Raw genomic sequence first — 18,762 nt, 5'->3', positions numbered from 1 at the left:
CGCCTCGGCGCTGGCCTCCGGGGTTTCCAGCTCGGCCTCGCTGAACAGTCCCTCCGAGAGCGCCTGGGTATAGAAACTCTGGTTATCGACGAAGTCGCGCTGCTGGGATTCGAGCCGCTCGCGCTCCTGCTCCATGGCATCGCGCTGCTCATCGAGGGCAGTCAGATCGCGGGTCAGTTCCTCGAGATAGACGCCGTCGCCGATCACCTCCTCGCGGAAGCGATTGCCGTCGGCCGCCTCGAAGGCGTCGGCCCCCTCGTCCAGGGCGGAAAGCGCCCGGTCGCGAGCCGTGTCGTCGTTGAGGGCGTGGCTCTCGCCCAGCCACTCGCGAGCGGCCTTGAAGCTGACGTGCCCCACGTCGCGGTTGAGCGGCCACTGCGCCTCGGGCAGGTGAATCAGCCGTCTATGCACGTCGACCCGGGCGCCGCGCTCGGAGAGCGCTTGGCGCACCGCCCGCTCGGAGAGGCCGGAGAGGGTCGCCAGCAGGGAGGTGGAAACCCGCGGTCGGGTGGTATCGCCGGCAATCCAGGCAAAACCCTCCAGCGGGGCGGCATCCTCTTCGGATTCCGCCTCGGCATTGGCACGCGGCAGACCGGGCAGGCCCAATAGCGCCTGGCCGCCCAGCAGCGCTTCGCTGGCCGCCAGGCCCTGGTCGAGCTCGCTTAACCGAGCGCGGGCGTCGCGCAGGGTCTCGCCCTGCTCGCGCAGCTCGGCCAGCCGCATTACCTTGTCGCTGGTACGACGCTGGTCACTCTCGGCCTCCTCCAGGCGATGGCGCAGTTCGGTGATGTTGGTGCCAGAGTTGAGGATGACTTCTTCGATCAGTTCCTCGCTCTCGTCGGTTTCGCCGCGGGTGGCACCGGAGAGGATTTCGGGCGCCAGCACTTCGAAGAAAAAGGCCTGGTCGGCCTTCTCACCGGAGCGGGGCTTGATGGCGTTGAAGATCTGGCTCTTGTCGGCACCCCCCTCCTTCTGGAAGGCGGCAAGCTGGGCCAGCTCGCGCCGCGACACGTGGGCGCCCACCGCCTCGAGCCACTCCTCGCGATTGTGGGTCAGGCGCACGCCACGCTCGGCCATGACGGCCTTGACGTCGCGGTTGGCATAGAGCGCCAGCTTGCCGTCGAGGGTGAGGTGATGCACCGGCACATCCTCGAGACGCCCGGCGTAGTGATAGAAGGAGAGCCCGCTACCGTCACTGTAGCCGTAGAAGCCGAACACGAAGGTCTCGCCGGCCACCTCTTCTCCGACGGCAGCCAGCATGTCGTCCTGGCGCTCGAGACCGCTGCGCGAGCGGAACTCCACCCGCAAGTGGCTCCAGCTTCGCCCTTCGCCGCCCACCGAAGAAGGTGAGCACTTGCGCCGCGTGCGCGAGAGCAGCATGCGGTCGCGCGACAGCAGGCCGATCAACGCTTCGGCCAGCGTGGTCTTGCCGAAGCCGTTCTCCATGCTGATGGCGCTGGACTGGCCGCGCAGGTCGAGCAGCACGTGGCGCATCTTGGCGTCCCAGGGCGAGGCCACGTCGCCGTGCTTGTTGAGCAGGTTGGCGACCTCGATACGGTTGATCACGCTCATGCCTGGGTCTCCTCGTACTCGTCGATAGGCGCCTCTCGTCCCTCGTCTGCATACCGGCTCAGCACGCGGCCCTGGGCCAGGGCCCGAAGGTGGCCCAGTTGATGAATGCCGACCTGCTCGCTCTCCAGCGCCCCGAGCAGGGTTTGCTGCCAGACCTCACCGCCCCCCTCCTCGGTGGCCGTTGCCGGATCGGCCTCGCGCAGGCCTTCGAGCAGGCCGGCACGCACCTGCAGGTCGATGAAGGCGCGCACCCGGCGGCTGATGTCCTCGCCGCGTTCCTCGAGCAGTGCCCGGCTGGTCTCCGGTGCCTCCTCGCCGAGAGCACGCAGCGACTCGAGCTGATCGCGCATCAGCTCGACCAGCTCGGCTCCAGCGAAGGTGGCCTCCTGATAACGGCTGACGTCGGAGAGCGCACGGTTGTAGCGGGTGTAGAGCAGCGTGTGCATCAACAGCCACAACTGCAGGTACCACTGGGCCAGCTCGGCGCGGCTCTCCTGGCGCAGCTTGAGCGCCTCGAATACCGGCTCGCGGGTATAGAGCGGCGGCTGCTCCAGCTCCGGGTCGGGCAGCAGCGCGTAGTAGCGCGAGCCTGGCGCGATGCCAGGGTAGTCGCCGGCCTCGAAAGCCTTGAGCCTCAGCCCTTGGCCGCCCAGGAAGTCGCGCAGGGCCTCGCGCTCGGCCTCGCTGGCGTCGTCGATCAAGGCGCACACGTCACGCTCGGAGAGCTGGCCTTCGCGGGCGGCACGGCGCTTGCGCCCGCCGCCTGGGGTGCGTTCGGCGCTGCGATAGCGCAGCAGGTAGGCGACTACCTCGCCCATCTCGGTCATATTCATACAAGTTCTTCCTTAAAAAAGCCGAGGGACGGGGTCACGACCCCTTCGATGCGCCGGCCGTCGTCGAGCCGGAGCTCGAACGGCGTGGCCTCGATACCCACCGTCAGCCCCGGATCGAGCAGCTCGGTGTCGACGAAGGTATTGAGCAACTGCGCCAGGCAATCGCCCTCCTCGAAGCGGTGCCAGCCTTCGGCCAATGCATCGGGCAGCGACAGTGGCGCCTGCTGGATGCGCTTCCGTAGCGCCGGGCCGCGTGCCTCGAGGAAACGCGCCAGCAGCGGGTCCTCAGGGGCCGCGTCGCTGGCCTCGTCGAACACCAGCGCCGAGGCGCTGGCTTCGGCGCGGCGGCTTTCGAGCAGCGGTACCAGCGGCGCCAGGCGTGGGAACGTCGCCTGCACGTGCAGCGGCATCATGCGCGCCACCACGGCGTCGCGAAGCGCGGCCGCTGGCGGCGCCTCTAGCAGTTGGCGCGCCATGTCCTGGAAATCGATCACGCCCATGGCCTGGATGCGCCCCTCGGCGATGTCGGCGAGAAGCTCCGAGAGACGCCGCGAGAGGTTCTCGATGGCGTTGAGCACCCGGCCGAGGGCGCCGGAGAGCACGCGCAGGTCCCACTCCTCCTCCTGCGCCTCGCGCCAGCCTTCGAAGCGCTCCATCAGCCTTGGCGTGGCGAGCTGGGCGCGAGCATCGAGCAGGGTCTGCTGAATGTTGGTCAGTGCATTGTGGTAGTGGCGCTCATTGTCGAGCAGCGCGGCCAGCTTACCTTCGCGGGTGGGGTTCTCGCGCACCCGGCGCAGCTCCTGGGTCAGGGCGCGGATGGCCAGCAGGATCTGGTTGGTGATGTCGGGAATGCGGGCGAAATCGCCCCGCGCCAGCGCGGCCAGCACCTTGGCGGCGTCGTACTCGGAATAGAGCAGATCCTCGACCTGGCTGGCGAGCGTCACCGCCTGGCGGCCGCTCGGAGTGAGCCTCACCTGGCCGGTCTGGCCCTGCTTCTCGATCAGCGCCGTACGCTTGGTGCTGCGCCGGGCGCGGCCCTCGCCCAACTCGCTTGCGGCCAAGGAAGCCTGGCGCGGGGCCGGGGACGGCTGGCGAAAGTGAATCTCGCTGGGCGTGGCCAGCAGGTTGATGACGAAGCTCAGGTCGTCATGCGGCAGCTGCGGATAGATCTCGCGCAGGTGATTGAGGCAGCGGGTCTGCGAGACGAAGGCGCTGTTGGTGGCAAAGTCCTCGTCGAGCAGGTAATCGAGCAGCAGGCAGCCGAGGTCGAGCCAGTAGCCGTCGCGCAGGCCGCGACGCTGCTCCTGGCTTACCTGAACGAAAGGCGAGCCGGGCTCATGGGCGCTGTCGTGCAGGTCGATCAGCCGCGTCGTGGCGATCAGCAGCTTGCTCCAGGCGGTCATGGGTCTTCCCTGCGGGCGAAGAAAAGAGGGGCATTATGCCAAGCTCGGTCGCTCGGGTCATGGAACTAGTGCCTGCGGTTTTATCACGCAGCCGTGCCGGAACCGACAATCGTCGAAGCCAACGATATGCGAGAATGTGCGCTACCGCCCGGTGGTCGCCATGGCCTCCGCCTTCGTGAGGACGGTGCCTAAAACAACTGCGCAGGGAGTGCCTACGTGATCGATCAGACGTTACAACAGGTCTTCGGCTATGACGACTTTCGCCTCGGCCAGCGCCCTGTCATCGAGGCGATCACCGCGGGCCGCTCGGCGGCGGCGATCTTTCCCACCGGTTCGGGCAAGTCGCTGTGCTACCAGTTACCCGCACTGCACCTGCCCCACCTGACGCTGGTGATCTCGCCGCTGCTGGCGCTGATGCAGGATCAGCTCGCCTTTCTCGCCCGCCACGGCATCGCCGCCGCCAGTATCGACTCGAGCCAGAGCCGCGAGGAAGCGGCCGCGGTCATGGAGGGCGTCAAGCGCGGCGAGATCCGCATCCTCATGGTCTCGGTGGAGCGGCTCAAGAACGAGCGCTTCCGCGCCTTCATCCGCCGCGTGCCGATCTCGCTATTGGTCGTGGACGAAGCCCACTGCATCTCGGAGTGGGGCCACAATTTTCGGCCGGACTACCTCAAGCTGCCCCACTACCGCCATGAATTCGACATCCCACAGGTGCTGCTGCTGACCGCCACGGCTACGCCGCGGGTAATCGCCGACATGCGCGAGCGCTTCGACATCGCCGAAGGCGACGTCACCGCCACCGGCTTCTATCGCCCTAATCTCAATCTGGAAGTGGCGCCGGTGCCGGCCGAGATGCGTCCACGCCGGCTGGTCGACTGGCTGCGCTCCAAGCTCGGCGGGGAGCCGCCCGAGCCCACCATCGTCTACGTCACCCTGCAGCAGACCGCCGAGCGCCTGGCCGCCTACCTGAGCAAGGCGGGCATGAGTGCCATCGCCTACCACGCCGGGCTCGACAGCGAGACCCGCGAGCGCATCCAGCGCGACTTCATGGCCGGCCATACGCCCTGCATCGTCGCCACCATCGCCTTCGGCATGGGCATCGACAAGTCCGACATCCGCAACGTGGTGCACTTCGATCTGCCCAAGTCGGTCGAGAACTACAGCCAGGAGATCGGCCGCGCCGGCCGCGACGGCCAGCCCTCCGACTGCCTGATGCTGGCCGGGCGCGATCACGTCAACGTGCTGGAGAACTTCGTCTACGGCGACACGCCGGAGCCCAATGGCATTCGCCGCGTGATCGACGAGCTGATCGGTGCCCATACCGTCCCAGGGGGCCAGTGGGAGCTGGTGCTCAATTCGCTTTCCCAGCACAGCAACATCCGCCCGCTGCCACTCAAGACGCTGCTGGTTCAGCTAGAGCTACGCGGTATCATCGCGCCACGCTACAGCTACTTTGCCGAGTACCGCTTCCGCCTGCACGATGAGCCCGAAGTGCTGGTCGCCCGCTTCGAGGGCGAGCGTGGCGCCTTCGTCCAGGCGATCCTCGACGCCTCGCAGCGCGCTCGCACCTGGTTCAATCTGGACTTTGCCGCACTCGAGCGCCTGGGTGGCGAGCGCAGACTCAACGTCGAGCGCACTCGAGTGATCACCGCCCTGGACTACTTCGTCGCCCAGGGCTGGATGGTGCTCGAAAGCAAGCAGATGACCGAGGTCTACGACGTCCTGCGCGGCGATCTCGATCCTGCCGCCCTGACCGAGGAGCTGCACGCCTATTTCCTCGACAAGGAGCGCGCCGAGGTCGAGCGCCTTCATGCGATGCTCGCCCTGTTCGAGAGCGAGGCGTGCCTGAGCCGACGGCTGGCCGAATGGTTCGGCGATGACCGGGCGCCACAGCACTGCGGCCACTGTTCGGCCTGCCACGGCCAGGTCGCACGCCTGCCCGACCCCGAGCCACTCGAATCCTTGACGGCAGAAACCATCGAGCGGCTCGCAGGTGAACTGGTCCAGCAACTGGCCAACAGCGGCGAGACCCACTCCGTCACGCCCGACCTTCTGGCGCGCTTCCTGTGCGGGCTCACCGGCCCCCTGCTCACCCGCATGAAGGCACGCCGCCTGAATGGCTTCGGGGCGTTGGAGGCCTACCGCTACGCCGAGGTGCGCGACCTGGCCGCCCGTACGACGCTGATCAACGCTCAGGAGTCGGCAGAACCGATGCCGTAGCTGCGCAGCTTGTTGNTGGCCGCCCGTACGACGCTGATCAACGCTCAGGAGTCGGCAGAACCGATGCCGTAGCTGCGCAGCTTGTTGGCGATGGTGGTGTGCGACACCCCAAGGCGCTTGGCCAGTTGCCGACTGGAAGGGTATTGCGGGTAGAGTGCGGCCAGCACACGCCGCTCCACATCACTCATGATGCCGGCCAGACTGCCGTCGAGATCGATGCCGGAGAGACCCGGCGCCGCGCCTACGTCCGGCAGGCGCAGGTGAGCCGGCTCGATGGCATCGCCCTCGCATAGCGACACCGCCTGGAACAGCACGTTTTCGAGTTGGCGGACGTTGCCCGGCCAGTGGTAGGCGGAGAGCCGTGCCAGCGCCGCCGGCGAGAGACCGGGCATGCGGCAGCCGATCTGGCGCGCCGCTCGGTCGATGAAGTGCTGCGCCATGGCCTCGATGCCGTCGAGGCAGTCACGCAGCGGCGGCACCGCCAGCGACAGTACATTGAGCCTGTGGTAGAGGTCCTGGCGAAAAAGGCCCTCGGCGCACAGCTTGGGTAGGTCCTGCTGGGTGGCACAGATCACCCGCACGTCCAGGTAGGTCTCCTCGTCGCTGCCCACCCGGCGAAAGCCGCCGTCCTGCAGGAAACGCAGTAGCTTGACCTGCAGACGAGGGCTCATCTCCCCCACTTCGTCGAGGAAGATGGTACCGCCCGCGGTCAGTTCCAGCAGGCCGAGCTTGCCCTCGGGGCGCGCGCCCTCGAAGGCGCCCGGGGCGTAGCCGAACAGCTCCGTCTCGGCCATCGACTCCGGCAGGCCGGCGCAGTTGAGCGCCATGAACGGTGACTGCCCGCGTGAGCTGGCCAGGTGACACGCCCGTGCCAGCAGCTCCTTGCCGGTGCCGGTTTCACCATTGATCAGCAGCGGTGCATCGAGTGGCGCCATACGCCGCGCCTCACGAATCAGTGCGGCGAGGCGGGGGCTCGCCTGGAACAGTGCATCGAAGCCGCGCAGCTCCTGGCGCTGCACCTGGTAGATGCGCTCGCCGATACGATCGGCGCTGTGCAGGGTCACCACGGCGCCGGCCAGGGAGGCCACGTCATCGTGGTGCTCGCGATGCAGCGGAGCGATATCGGCCAGGAAGGTGGCGTCGCGCAGCTTGATGCGCAGGCCGTTGACCCGCGCATTGTTGCGCCGGACCAGCGCCGGCAAATCCACATCGGGCAGGTAGCGGTTGAGCGACAGCCCCGGCACCTCGTCGATGCGCACCCCGAGCAGCTGACCGGCGGCGCGGTTGGCGGCAACGATATGCCCCTCCATGTCGATCGACATCACCGGGTCGGAAAGCGATGACAACAGCGCATCGAGCTCCAGGTGGCGCCGTTCGCTGGGCATCAGGCTGACCCGGCGCACGCCGAACACGCCGGGCACCGCCTCCAGCTCCGGCTTGAGCGTGGCCAACTGGGCGTTGAGCAGATTGGGGATGTGGAGATAGATGGCGTTGCCGTGTTCACCCCCGACTTCGCCGCGAGCGACGTTGAGGCCATAGTCGACGAAGTGCGAAACGATGTCACGCAGGATGCCGATACGGTTCTGGCAGTGAAACCTCAATCTCATGGAGCTTGGCCTCGGGGCGGAATCGGGAACACGGAGCGACTGGCGGAACATGAAAAGTACGTCAACCCGACGTGACTCGACTGTAAAGATAACGTGACACCCTGATCGACTCAAACTCGTGCAGGCCTCGGTCTCATGCAAGGAGGTCAAGGCTTGCAATAAGTCGTCAGGCTTTCTTTACACCAAACGCTTTTTCCAGTGCCGTTGCGCTTACTGAAAGAGGAAAATTCGAGGTGCCACGGCCCTACACTCCGGTCAAAAGGTTCGCAAGACAAACACAAGACCAGCCGACCGGAGTGACCCATGACGTCATCCAACCCGCATCTCAGCGATGTCGCCAGCAAGACCGGCTACCGTGCGCGTCTGCCGGACGACAACGGCTTCATCGACTGGCCGGAGCAGGACAATGCCACCTGGCAGACCCTGATGCAGCGCCAGCTCGGCATGCTCGAGGGACGCGTCTGCCAGGAGTATCTCGACGGCCTGGAGCGGCTTGCCCTGCCCGAGGACCGCATCCCCCAGTTGGCCGACATTGATCGCGTGCTCGAGGCCAGTACCGGCTGGCAGACCGCCCAAGTGCCAGCGCTGATTCCGTTCGACACCTTCTTCGACCTGTTGGCCAATCGCCGCTTCCCGGTGGCCACCTTCATCCGCACGCCGGAAGAGCTCGACTACCTCAAGGAGCCGGATATCTTCCACGAGATTTTCGGCCACTGCCCGATGCTCACCAACCCGGCCTTTGCCGAGTTCACCGCCACCTACGGTCGCCTCGGCCTCGCCGCCGAGCCCAAGGAGCGAGTCTACCTGGCGCGGCTGTACTGGATGACGGTGGAGTTCGGCCTGGTGGATACACCGGCCGGACGACGCATCTACGGCGGCGGCATCATCTCCTCGCCCAAGGAGACCCTGCACGCGCTGTCGGATACGCCGGTGCATCAACCGTTCGACCCCGTCGAAGCGCTGCGCACGCCCTACCGTATCGATATTCTGCAACCGCTCTACTACGTGCTGGACGACCTCTCGGCCCTGCACGAGCTATCCCAGCAGGACATCATGGGTATGGTACATCAGGCCATGGAACTGGGCCTGCACGAGCCGCTTTTCGAACCGGCCCCCAAGAAGACAGCCAAAGCCTGACCATTGAGCCATCACACAACGACACCCCTGACGAGGAGCCAAGATGAGCCAACTTTCCGAACAGCAGTGTGAAGCGTGCAGCTGGGATGCCCCCCATGTCGGCGATGACGAGATCGAGACCCTCAAGGCCGACATCCCCGAGTGGAGCATCCTCGAACGCGACGGTATCAAGCAGCTGGAACGCGTGTTCAAGTTCCGCAACTTCAAGCAGGCGCTGACTTTCACCAACCGCGTCGGCGAAATCGCCGAGGAAGCGGGCCACCATCCTGCCCTGCTCACGGAATGGGGCAAGGTTACCGTGACCTGGTGGTCCCACGAGATGAAGGGGCTGCACAAGAACGACTTCATCCTCGCCGCGCGTACCGACAAGGTGGCTGCGCAAGACTGACCGTTCTCTGAGCCGCCCGATGTCTTGCAAGTAACGTATGAAGGCATCGGGCGAGATGGCCTCCAGCCCTCGCCCCTGCGCCTCCTGTGCAAGAAATCTCACAAGGGTATTGGGCAAAATCGCCCAATCACTATCGGCTTTTTCTTACATAGCAAATGGCGATATACCTATCTTTTTCCTCGCCGGACTCGTTTAGCTTGGAGCACGAGACCTATCCACGTCTCGAACACTTCAAGAAGAAGAACTTAACGATAGAGGAAAAAAGAGATGAAGGGAGTCGTACAAGCAGCCTTGCTGGCACTGGTACTGAGCTTTGCCTCGCTGGCCATGGCCCAGGACGTGGCACCGATCAACGTCAACACCGCCGATGCGGAACTGCTCACCGAGCTGCCGGGCATCGGGCCGAGCCGGGCCCAGGCGATCATCGAGGATCGCGAAGCCAACGGAAACTTCGAAAGTGCCGACGACCTGACCCGCGTCAGCGGCATCGGACCGGCTACCGTGGAAGGCTTCCGCGACCAGGTGGAATTCTAAGGCCGGCTCCAGGGTTGGCCGAAACGCAGCGAGGCCGGCTTTTGCCGGCCTCGCTGTCGTTCTGGGCAGGGGTTTCTTTTTATATGCGTAGGCCGCCATCGCACTCGATCACTCGACCGGTGAAATAGTCGTTCTCGATGATGAAGGCCACGCTCTGGGCGATATGGTCGGGATCGCCGAGCCGCCTGAGCGGCACGCCCGCAGTCAGTTTATCGAGCATGTCCTCGCGCATGGAAGCGGTCATGTCGGTCTCGATGAAGCCCGGCGCCACCGCCCCGACACGAATGCCGTAGCGTGCCAATTCCTTGGCCCAGGTCGTGGTCAATGCCACCACGGCAGCCTTGGCCGCGGCGTAGTTGCTCTGACCCATGTTGCCGGCCCGCGAAATGCTCGAGATGTTGACGATCACACCGCCATGGTCGGCCTCGACCATCTGGCTGGCAGCCTCGCGGCCACACAGGAACACGCCGGTGAGGTTGACGTCGATGACCGACTGCCACTGTTCCAGCGACATGGTCTTCTCGACCTTGCCGTCCTTTGCCTTGACCAGCAGCGCGTCACGCAGGATACCGGCATTGTTGACCAGGCCGCTGACAGGCCCCAGGGTCGCCGCGACGTCGCCGAAAGCCTGCTTCACCGATGCCTCATCCGCCACGTTGATACGAAAGGCTCCCGCCTCGATGCCTTCGGCATGCAGCGTGGATACGGCCTTGTCCAGGGCGTCGCTGTCCATGTCCAGCAGCGCCAGTGTGGCACCCTGACGTCCAAGTCGACGCGCCATGGCAAAGCCTAGGCCCCGGGCGCCGCCAGTAATGGCAATCACGGTCTTGTCCAGTTTCATTCGCTGTCCCCAGTAAGTAGTGAGCCGGTTCGATGCTCGCCCGATCAGGAGCTTGGCATCCGCCCAGTCCGCCAGGAAGTTCTCGCCATACTGTCTTTTCGGCAAAAAGCTCGGTTGACTTGAGAGCGAGACGATTTTTTGTGCAGTGCAGCACAAGAATATCATGACTTGCGCCAGCCACCCAGTACGCTTGAATTTCCACCGCCCGCCCCCATTGATCAGCAGATCACCAGCGCCGGAGACCACATGCCGTTACTGATTATCTTTACGCTCTTCACCCTGCTCGATTTCATCGTGCTGTTCTCCGTAGGCAGCCGTATCGGCCTACTGCCCACCCTGGTGTTGGTACTAGCCACCGGTTTCATCGGGCTCCATCTGATTCGCCGGCAGGGCACCGCCACTCTCGCCCGAGCTCGCCAGCGCATGGCACAAGGCGAACTGCCTTCCAGCGAGCTGCTGGCCGGCGCGGCGCTGATTTTCGGCGGCGCACTGATGCTTGCCCCCGGCTTCCTTTCCGATGCGCTTGGCCTGATCTGCGTCTTGCCCGGTGCACGTCGCCTCCTCGGCCGCTTGCTGGCGCTGGTCAATCTTCGCCTGCTTGGCGTGGCCCGTCGCAGCCCGCAGGGCAACCCGGGACCCAGCGGCGATTGGCATCGACCGGAGGGCGGCCCAGGCGCACGCGATACCAATGAAGGACGACAGGGAGAGGATGGCGAGCAACCGCTGGAAGGCGATTTCATCAGCCGCAACGAGCCACGCCGCTAGCGGCACCAGCACTATCGCCCGGGGAGAAAATTTTTTACCGCGGGGCCTTGAAAGGAATTTGCCCGGCCCCATTTCTCGGTCAGCACAAAGGCTACGGTGCCGAGTGGAACTCGGCATCTTCAACAAGGAAGGCGGCTTCGCCTTCCACCTTCCGGTTCAACCGGGAGAAAATGATGAACCGCCATGCATGCCATGGCATCACTGACCATCAGGAGAACGTGAGCAATGAACATCCGTCCCTTGCACGATCGCGTCGTCATCCGTCGCGTTGAAGAAGAGCAAAAAACCGCTGGCGGCATCGTGCTTCCGGGCAATGCCCAGGAAAAGCCGACTCGTGGCGAAGTGCTCGCCGTCGGTAACGGCCGGATTCTCGACAACGGTGATGTTCGCCCGCTGGACGTCAAGGTCGGCGACACCGTGATTTTCAAGGAAGGCTTTGGCGTCGAGAAACAGAAGATCGATGGCGAGGAAGTCCTGATCATGAGCGAGTCCGATATCCTCGCCGTGGTCCTGGGCTAAGCCAGCGCACCTACTCCGTTCCCATAGACGTTCACGAACTCACAGGAAGTAACGAAAAATGGCAGCGAAACAAGTCAAATTCTCCGACGACGCCCGCAAGCGCATGGCCCGTGGCGTTGACATCCTGGCCAACGCCGTCAAGGCCACCCTGGGCCCGAAAGGCCGCAACGTGGTCCTGGAGAAGTCCTTCGGCGCACCGACCGTGACCAAGGACGGCGTCTCCGTCGCCAAGGAAATCGAACTGAAAGACAAGTTCGAGAACATGGGTGCCCAGATGGTCAAGGAAGTCGCCTCCAAGACTTCCGACGTTGCCGGTGACGGCACCACCACCGCCACCGTACTGGCCCAGTCCATCGTCACCGAGGGCATGAAAGGCGTGACCGCCGGCATGAACCCGATGGACCTGAAGCGCGGCATCGACCAAGCGGTCATCGCAGCGGTCAAGGAAATCCAGGCACTGGCAGTACCCTGCACCGACTCCAAGGCCATCGCCCAGGTCGGTACCATCTCCGCCAACGGCGACAAGCGCATCGGTGAGATCATCGCCGAAGCGATGGAGAAGGTCGGCAAGGAAGGTGTCATCACCGTCGACGAAGGCCGTGGTTTCGAGGACGAGCTGGAAGTCGTCGAAGGCATGCAGTTCGACCGCGGCTACCTGTCGCCCTACTTCGTGACCAACCAGGACACCATGGCGGTCGAGCTGGAAGACCCCTACCTGCTGCTGGTCGACAAGAAAATCTCCAACATCCGCGAACTGCTGCCGGTGCTGGAAGCCGCCGCCAAGTCCGGCAAGCCGCTGGCGATCATCGCCGAGGACATCGAAGGCGAGGCCCTGGCCACCCTGGTGGTCAACAACATGCGCGGTATCGTCAAGGTCGCAGCCGCCAAGGCGCCCGGCTTCGGTGACCGTCGCAAGGCCATGCTGCAGGACATCGCCATCCTGACCAACGGCACCGTGATCTCCGAAGAAGTGGGTCTGACTCTCGAGCAGGCCAACCTCGACCACCTGGGCAGCGCCAAGCGCATCACCATGTCCAAGGAGAACACCACCATCATCGACGGCGCCGGTAACGAGGGCGACATCGAAGCCCGCGTCAACCAGATCCGTGCGCAGATCGAAGACACTTCTTCCGACTACGACCGTGAGAAGCTGCAGGAGCGCGTTGCCAAGCTGGCCGGCGGTGTTGCCGTCATCCGCGTCGGTGCCGCCACCGAAGTCGAGATGAAGGAGAAGAAGGCTCGCGTCGAAGACGCCCTGCACTCCACTCGCGCTGCGGTCGAGGAAGGTGTCGTACCTGGCGGTGGTACCGCTCTGGTGCGCGTGCTGACCAAGATCAAGGATCTCAAGGGCGAGAACGAAGATCAGACCCACGGTATCGCCATCGCGCTGCGCGCCATGGAATCTCCGCTGCGTCAGATCGTCACCAACGCCGGTCAGGAAGCTTCCGTGATCTGCAACCAGGTGAAGGCAGGCGAAGGCAACTTCGGCTACAACGCCCAGACCGGTGAGTTCGGCGACCTGTTCGAAATGGGCGTGCTGGACCCGGCCAAGGTAACCCGTACTGCCCTGCAGTCCGCCGGTTCCGTGGCTGGCCTGATGATCACAACCGAGTGCATGATCGCCGACGATCCGGAAGAGAAGGAAGGTCCGGACATGGGCGGCATGGGCGGAATGGGTGGCATGGGCGGCATGATGTAAGCAGCCCCACCCCAAGGCCTTTCGGCCTGCAGGACCGAGCAAGCCCCGCCCAGTGCGGGGCTTGCTCTTTTTGAGCTACCATCACGCTTTTCCTGACAAGCAAGCTGACCCATGCTCGCCAATATCCGTATCGTACTCGTCCAGACCTACCATCCCGGCAATATCGGCGCCTCGGCGCGGGCCATGAAGACCATGGGCCTGACCGAGCTGGTGCTGGTCAACCCGCGCTGCTTTCCCGACAGCGAGGCCTCGCGCCTGGCTGCAGGTGCCGAAGATGTGATCGACGGCGCCCGTGTGGTCGAATCACTGGAAGAGGCGGTTTCCGACTGCGTTCAGGTGGTGGGCGCCAGCGCCCGACTGCGCAGCCTGCCACTGCCCCACTACGACGAGCCCGAAGCCATGGCCCACGAGCTGGTGGCCAACGCCACGGACGACCCGGTAGCATTGGTGTTCGGCCGCGAGCGCTTCGGCCTGACCAACGACGAAATCCGCTGCTGCAGCCATCAGGTCAGCATTCCCGCCAACCCGGACTACGGCATTCTCAACCTTTCCCAGGCGGTGCAGGTACTCGCCTACGAGACGTTCAAGGCATGGCGCCAGCAGCCCGGGAGTGATTATCGCCAACCACGCCCCGCCGAGGAGCGTCAGCCGACCCGCGAACAGCTCGACCATTTCCATGTGCACCTGGGCCGGGTGATGCAGGCCAGCGGCTTTCTGACGCAACCCCATGCGCGCACCGAAGCCCAGCTGCAGGCACTGTTCGCCCGGGCTCAGCCGAGCCGTAAGGAGCTATCGCTACTGCGCGGCCTGCTTCGCTCACTGGAAGAATCCGCCAAGGGCGACTAGTCTTGAGATTGCCTTTATTCGACCGTTTTTCACCGTGCTGTCATGGCAATGTCACCTGTTGATGGGATAAAGGTTCATGCCCCGCCAGGGGAAAAGACAAGGGATACTGTCGAGCTGCGACACGGATGCGACCGGGCAGGAAGCCGGTGCAGGAATGTCGGCATGAAGGAACATGCCCAGGGAGACATGCGCCACGTGGCCTTCGGCCCGTGGCGCTCTTTCTTTGCGGCTACTTTTCTTGTGGCAACTTTTCTTGTGATGGCGATTCTGGAACCAGCGACTCCCAGCCCGGCACTCCTTGGCGGATGCGCTGAGAAAAATCGGCAGCGCGGTGCACCTGGCGCGCCCGCTCGTCGATTCGGCCGCCCTCTTCCAGTTCGGGTAGCGAATGCCCTGGCCACAGTCCACCAACCTTGAAGGCATAGCTCGGTAGCCTGTCGGTCACCAGCAGGCGATAGTCGAAAGGCAGGCGAGCCCCGATGCCACGTGCCATGGCAAAGATCAGCGTGGTGCAGTTGGCAGTGATGGTGTTGTAGAAGCGCGGCGACTGCGCCAGCGCATTGGCCTCGTCGACATAGGCCAGCAGCAATGAGCGCATGGCGTTGCAAGACATGCGCAGCCGGAACAGCGATACCCGCTCGCCGCGCACCTTGGTGCGCAGACCCACCGCATCGCGCTCGTCGGCAGCCACGATGGCTAGCTCGTACTGGCGGAAGAAGCCACCGATCTCGGAGAAACGCGTGCCTTTGAGGCGACGCACCTCCACCGAGAAGACGACGAAACGCTCGCCCTCGAAGCCGAACGATACCATCACGTGTGCGACTCCCGGACGCCCCCAGCTGGAAACGATCATGTCGACCGAATCGAGCCGCTCCAGATCATAGCTGCGCGGCTCCCAATGCACCGCAGCATCGTCGCGGGTGCGCCAGTCGAAGTCTCGCACGTGGTGCAGCGTCAGTCGGTTACCCTGAACCTCGCCGGTGGCCAGATAGGCAACGTCGTCGGACCAGGGCCGGTCGTGGGTCGGCTGCAGCCTGAACCACCAGGTGAACAGCGCAGCCAGCAGCAGCAGTTGGAGCAGGTTCGCCAGCCACATCCCCTGCCCCCCCAGCAGCAGCAACACCAGGGCGAGAACGCTCCAGCCGGCTACGGCCAGTCGACGCTGCATACGGGACCCAGGTAGCCGGAACCACAATGCGGCAGCTCCCCACGCCATGACCAGCGCCAGCAAACCACTCATCAATAAACCTGCGATTGCCTGAGTCATTGCACCCCACTATCTTCAGATGCGGCCATATTAGCAGCCTGTATATGGCGATGCGCGTCCTGAAGGACAGGGCACCCTCAGACGAAAGGCTTAGATCGGCGTCAACCAGCCATTGAAAACAGACAGGTCGTCATCCAGCTCGCCTCGCGTAAGACGGTGATAAAGTCGCTGCAAACGAGCCGTCACGGAGTCTTCGGCAATCGGCTGCCCCGGACAAGGCGCACCGGCTCGCGCGCCGATATGGCGCCCGTCGAGTTCGCGCAGCGGCAGGATCTCGGCGGCCGTTCCGGTGACGAAGGCTTCATCGGCGGTATACAGCTCGTCGCGGGTGATACGCCGCTCGCGTACCTCGATGCCGAGTACGTCACGAGCCAGTTGGATCACGCTGTCGCGGGTGATTCCCTGCAGGCAGGAGGTGATTTCGGGAGTATGCAGCACGCCGTCGCGCAGCAGGAAGACGTTGGCGGCGGAGGCCTCGGCCACGTATCCCTCGGGGTCGAGCATGATGGTCTCGTCGAAGCCCGCCTTCACGGCGGTATTCAGCGCCAGCATGGAGTTGACGTAGTGGCCGTTGGTCTTGGCCCGGCACAGGCTGATATTGACGTGGTGCCGGGCCCAGGAGGAGGTCAGCGCACGAAGACCGATCGTGGCAGCCTCACCCGAAATGTAGTCACCCAGGTCCCAGGCGGCGACCATGACATGCACCGAGAGCTCCTTGGCCCTCAGCCCAAGCCCTTCCGCCCCGAAGAAGATCGTGGGCTTGAGGTAGGCATTGCGCAGCTCGTTGCGCACCAGGCACTGGCGCTGGGCCTCGATCAGTTCCTGCTCGTCGAAGGCAACCGGCATGTCCAGGGCATGGGCGCTGTCGAGCAGCCGTCGGGTGTGCTCGGCGACCCGAAACAGTTGCGTGCCTTGCTCGCCCCCATAGGCTCGCACCCCCTCGAAGCAGCCCATACCGTAGTGCAGGGTATGGGTCAGCAAGTGAACCTGGGCGTCTCGCCAGGGCAGCCAGTTGCCATCCAGCCATATCCAGCCGTCACGATCATATAGCGGTGTCATGTCGTCCTCGTCGGTTCATAACGGTGCGGCACGCCGAAAACCTTCCCGACAGCTATCGATCAGGGCACGCTGGTAGGGCTGCAGCGACTGGTAGGCCCAGGCGGCTATCTCGTCGTTCTGGGGATCGGGAACCGCAGTGCGGCTGCCCGCCAGGGCCTGGATCACCGCATGGCCGCACAGCGGCACATAGCCCTCGGAATAGCCGCCTTCGTGAATCATCACCAGCTTGCCATTGCTGATGCGCTCGGCCATGGCCTTGACCTGCTGGGTCATGGCGGCGAAGGCCGCACTGTTGAGCATCATCTTGCCCAGTGGATCCTTGCCGCAGGCATCATAGCCGCAGGCTACGACGATCAGGTCGGGGGCAAAGCCGCCGATGGCGGGCAGTACCAGTTCCTGCATGGCATAGCGGTAGGCGCCGATACCGCTGCCGGGGGGTAAAGGCAGATTGAGGTTGGCGCCATAGCCTGCCCCCTCGCCCAGCTCATTGAAGTCACCACTATCCAGCGGGTAGTTGCCGGCCTGATGAATCGACACGGTCAGCACGTCCGGGTCGTCATAGAAGGCAGCCTGCTGGCCGTTGCCGTGGTGCACGTCCCAGTCGAGAATGGCCACGCGCCTTACCTGTCCCAGCGCCCGCGCCCGCATGACGGCCACCGGAATGTTGCCAAGCAGGCAGAAGCCACGACCACGGTCGGCTTCGGCGTGATGCCCTGGAGGGCGGCACAGAGCATAGGCATTGCGCAATTCGCCGCTAGCCACCGCCTCCACTGCGGCAATCGCCAGGCCCGCCGACTGCCTGGCCGCTGCCAGGCTGCCAGGCGTGTAGGGGGCGCATTCACCGGCGTCCCCCCCGCGGCGCTTGTCACCCTCCTCCAGCTCGTCGAGGTAGCGCCCGGTATGGAAGCGCGCCAGATCCTCGCGTCTGGCCGGGGGGGCCTTGCGCACTTCGAGCTCGTCGATCAGTCCCGAGACCTCGAGAAGGTTCTTCAGCCGGCGCTTGCTCTCGGGGCTCTCCGAAGCGGGCTGTGGCTGAAGGAACTCCCATGGGGCCGAGAACACGCCAATAGCGCCGGGGTCGTGCCAGAAACAGCGCTCATGCCAGAAGAAACCCGTCTTGCGATTGCCGCTCATGGCCGCTTCTCCAGCTGTTCCCATACCTCGATGGCAGCGGCCAGGTCCTCCAGTGAGGCCCCCACCGACTTGAATATGGTGATCGCCGTGGACGATGAACGCCCGGACTTCTCTCCCCTGAGGAGTTCCGCCAGCTCGGCGGCAATATCATCGAAGGAGAACGCCCCTTCATCGATGGCCTGGAGGATGTCACCCGCTTCGCCCAGGGCGCCGGCGTAGGTGTCGACGTACACTTCACCTCGGCGCAGGCACTCGGCGTCGGTTTCGCGCATGCTCGGACGAAATGCCCCGATAAGGTCGAGATGAGCGCCCGGAGCAAGCCATTCGCCGTGGATCAACGGCTCGTTGGAAAGCGTCACGCAACTGATCACGTCGGCTGCACGCACCGCCGCCTCGAGATCCTCGATCGCCGCACAATCGAAACGCTCGGCATACTCGGCCGCCAGTTGCCGTGCTTTTTCGGGGTTGCGCCCCCAGACCCGCACCCGCTTGATGGGTCGCACCGCGGCATGCGCCTCGATCACCATGGGCGCCAGCTTGCCGGTGCCCACCACCAGCAGCGATTCGGCATCCTCACGGGCCAGTTCACGGGCTGCCAGGGCTGAGGCCGCCGCCGTGCGGCGCCGGGTCAGCTCACTGCCGTCGAGACAGGCCAGAGGGCGCCCGTGGGCGCCCTCGCTCAGCAGGTACACACCGGAAATGGCCGGCAGACCATGGTCGGCATTCTGCGGAAAGACATTGACCATCTTCACGCCGATATAGCCGGCCCGTTCCCAGGCCGGCATCAGCAGCATGGTGGCCTCGCCATCCGGTCGATGCATGGCATGATGGTGGCGTGGCGGTGACTCCACGCCTTCGCGAAAAGTCAGCGCCAGGCTTTCGACCAGAGCCGGCCAAGGCAGCGCTGCGGCCACCTCTGCGGCTGTGACGATGCGCAT

General features: G+C 64.5%; 16 protein-coding genes and 1 pseudogene. 8 read left to right on the top strand and 9 right to left on the bottom strand.

Features of this window, described 5'->3' with window-relative positions; genetic code table 11:
• The 3 genes and pseudogenes from SPH52_RS06060 to SPH52_RS06050 all read right to left on the bottom strand — a co-directional run.
• Window positions 1-1,572, bottom strand: a pseudogene (locus SPH52_RS06060) (hypothetical protein); the annotation flags it as partial.
• Window positions 1,569-2,405, bottom strand: coding sequence for a hypothetical protein (locus SPH52_RS06055; RefSeq protein ID WP_411794094.1), 837 nt, complete (start codon window positions 2,403-2,405; stop codon window positions 1,569-1,571). The pseudogene SPH52_RS06060 and the gene SPH52_RS06055, both read right to left, overlap by 4 nt.
• The gene (locus SPH52_RS06050) at window positions 2,402-3,808 is read right to left on the bottom strand and encodes a hypothetical protein (RefSeq protein ID WP_411794093.1); all 1,407 of its coding nucleotides are present in this window, start codon (window positions 3,806-3,808) and stop codon (window positions 2,402-2,404) included. The genes SPH52_RS06055 and SPH52_RS06050 overlap by 4 nt, the downstream gene beginning before the upstream one ends.
• 216 nt (window positions 3,809-4,024) lie before the next feature.
• Between SPH52_RS06050 and SPH52_RS06045 the strand changes: the two genes are divergently transcribed.
• Window positions 4,025-6,028, top strand: a complete 2,004-nt coding sequence (locus SPH52_RS06045; protein ID WP_411794092.1) for an ATP-dependent DNA helicase RecQ — start codon at window positions 4,025-4,027, stop codon at window positions 6,026-6,028.
• A 44-nt stretch (window positions 6,029-6,072) separates the two neighbouring features.
• Here the strand turns inward: SPH52_RS06045 and SPH52_RS06040 are convergent, their stop codons facing one another.
• Window positions 6,073-7,635, bottom strand: a complete 1,563-nt coding sequence (locus SPH52_RS06040) for a sigma-54-dependent transcriptional regulator (protein WP_411794091.1) — start codon at window positions 7,633-7,635, stop codon at window positions 6,073-6,075.
• Between the two features lie 303 nt (window positions 7,636-7,938).
• On the opposite strand from SPH52_RS06040, the gene phhA reads away from it, so the two are divergent.
• The 3 genes from phhA (at window position 7,939) to SPH52_RS06025 (ending at window position 9,694) form a co-directional block, all read left to right on the top strand.
• Window positions 7,939-8,772: a phenylalanine 4-monooxygenase gene (gene phhA / locus SPH52_RS06035; RefSeq protein WP_411794090.1), complete on the top strand. Its 834-nt coding sequence runs from the start codon at window positions 7,939-7,941 to the stop codon at window positions 8,770-8,772.
• Window positions 8,773-8,815: 43 nt separating this feature from the next.
• Entirely contained in the window at window positions 8,816-9,160 is a 345-nt protein-coding gene (locus tag SPH52_RS06030) for a 4a-hydroxytetrahydrobiopterin dehydratase (protein WP_411794089.1), read from the top strand.
• Window positions 9,161-9,427: 267 nt separating this feature from the next.
• Window positions 9,428-9,694 (top strand): ComEA family DNA-binding protein, encoded by a 267-nt coding sequence (locus SPH52_RS06025; protein WP_411794088.1) that lies wholly within the window; start codon window positions 9,428-9,430, stop codon window positions 9,692-9,694.
• Between the two features lie 79 nt (window positions 9,695-9,773).
• Here SPH52_RS06025 and SPH52_RS06020 read toward each other — a convergent pair whose 3' ends face one another.
• Window positions 9,774-10,535, bottom strand: coding sequence for an SDR family oxidoreductase (locus SPH52_RS06020; protein ID WP_411794087.1), 762 nt, complete (start codon window positions 10,533-10,535; stop codon window positions 9,774-9,776).
• A 246-nt stretch (window positions 10,536-10,781) separates the two neighbouring features.
• Here SPH52_RS06020 and SPH52_RS06015 point away from each other — a divergent pair, with 246 nt between their 5' ends.
• The 4 genes from SPH52_RS06015 (at window position 10,782) to SPH52_RS06000 (ending at window position 14,364) form a co-directional block, all read left to right on the top strand.
• Entirely contained in the window at window positions 10,782-11,300 is a 519-nt protein-coding gene (locus tag SPH52_RS06015; RefSeq protein ID WP_411794086.1) for an FxsA family protein, read from the top strand.
• Between the two features lie 225 nt (window positions 11,301-11,525).
• Window positions 11,526-11,819 carry a co-chaperone GroES gene (locus tag SPH52_RS06010; RefSeq protein WP_411794085.1) on the top strand — a complete coding sequence of 98 codons (294 nt, stop codon included), beginning with the start codon at window positions 11,526-11,528 and terminating at the stop codon, window positions 11,817-11,819.
• Window positions 11,820-11,877: 58 nt separating this feature from the next.
• Window positions 11,878-13,518, top strand: coding sequence for a chaperonin GroEL (groL, locus tag SPH52_RS06005; protein ID WP_411794084.1), 1,641 nt, complete (start codon window positions 11,878-11,880; stop codon window positions 13,516-13,518).
• 111 nt (window positions 13,519-13,629) lie between these two features.
• Window positions 13,630-14,364: an RNA methyltransferase gene (locus tag SPH52_RS06000; protein ID WP_411794083.1), complete on the top strand. Its 735-nt coding sequence runs from the start codon at window positions 13,630-13,632 to the stop codon at window positions 14,362-14,364.
• 229 nt (window positions 14,365-14,593) lie between these two features.
• Here SPH52_RS06000 and SPH52_RS05995 read toward each other — a convergent pair whose 3' ends face one another.
• The 4 genes from SPH52_RS05995 to SPH52_RS05980 all read right to left on the bottom strand — a co-directional run bounded on the left by SPH52_RS05995 (window position 14,594) and on the right by SPH52_RS05980 (window position 18,762).
• Window positions 14,594-15,604 carry a DUF4105 domain-containing protein gene (locus tag SPH52_RS05995; RefSeq protein ID WP_411794082.1) on the bottom strand — a complete coding sequence of 337 codons (1,011 nt, stop codon included), beginning with the start codon at window positions 15,602-15,604 and terminating at the stop codon, window positions 14,594-14,596.
• 117 nt (window positions 15,605-15,721) lie between these two features.
• Entirely contained in the window at window positions 15,722-16,690 is a 969-nt protein-coding gene (locus tag SPH52_RS05990; RefSeq protein WP_411794081.1) for a branched-chain amino acid transaminase, read from the bottom strand.
• A 15-nt stretch (window positions 16,691-16,705) separates the two neighbouring features.
• A complete protein-coding gene (locus tag SPH52_RS05985; protein ID WP_411794080.1) occupies window positions 16,706-17,824 on the bottom strand; it encodes a class II histone deacetylase in 1,119 nt (372 codons plus the stop codon).
• Window positions 17,821-18,762 carry an ornithine cyclodeaminase family protein gene (locus SPH52_RS05980; RefSeq protein WP_411794079.1) on the bottom strand — a complete coding sequence of 314 codons (942 nt, stop codon included), beginning with the start codon at window positions 18,760-18,762 and terminating at the stop codon, window positions 17,821-17,823. The genes SPH52_RS05985 and SPH52_RS05980 overlap by 4 nt, the downstream gene beginning before the upstream one ends.

This window comes from Halomonas sp. A29, assembly GCF_046723295.1.
Classification (GTDB): domain Bacteria; phylum Pseudomonadota; class Gammaproteobacteria; order Pseudomonadales; family Halomonadaceae; genus Halomonas.
The sequence above is the reverse complement of the archived record's forward strand: the minus strand, read 5'-3'. Positions and strand labels throughout refer to the sequence as shown.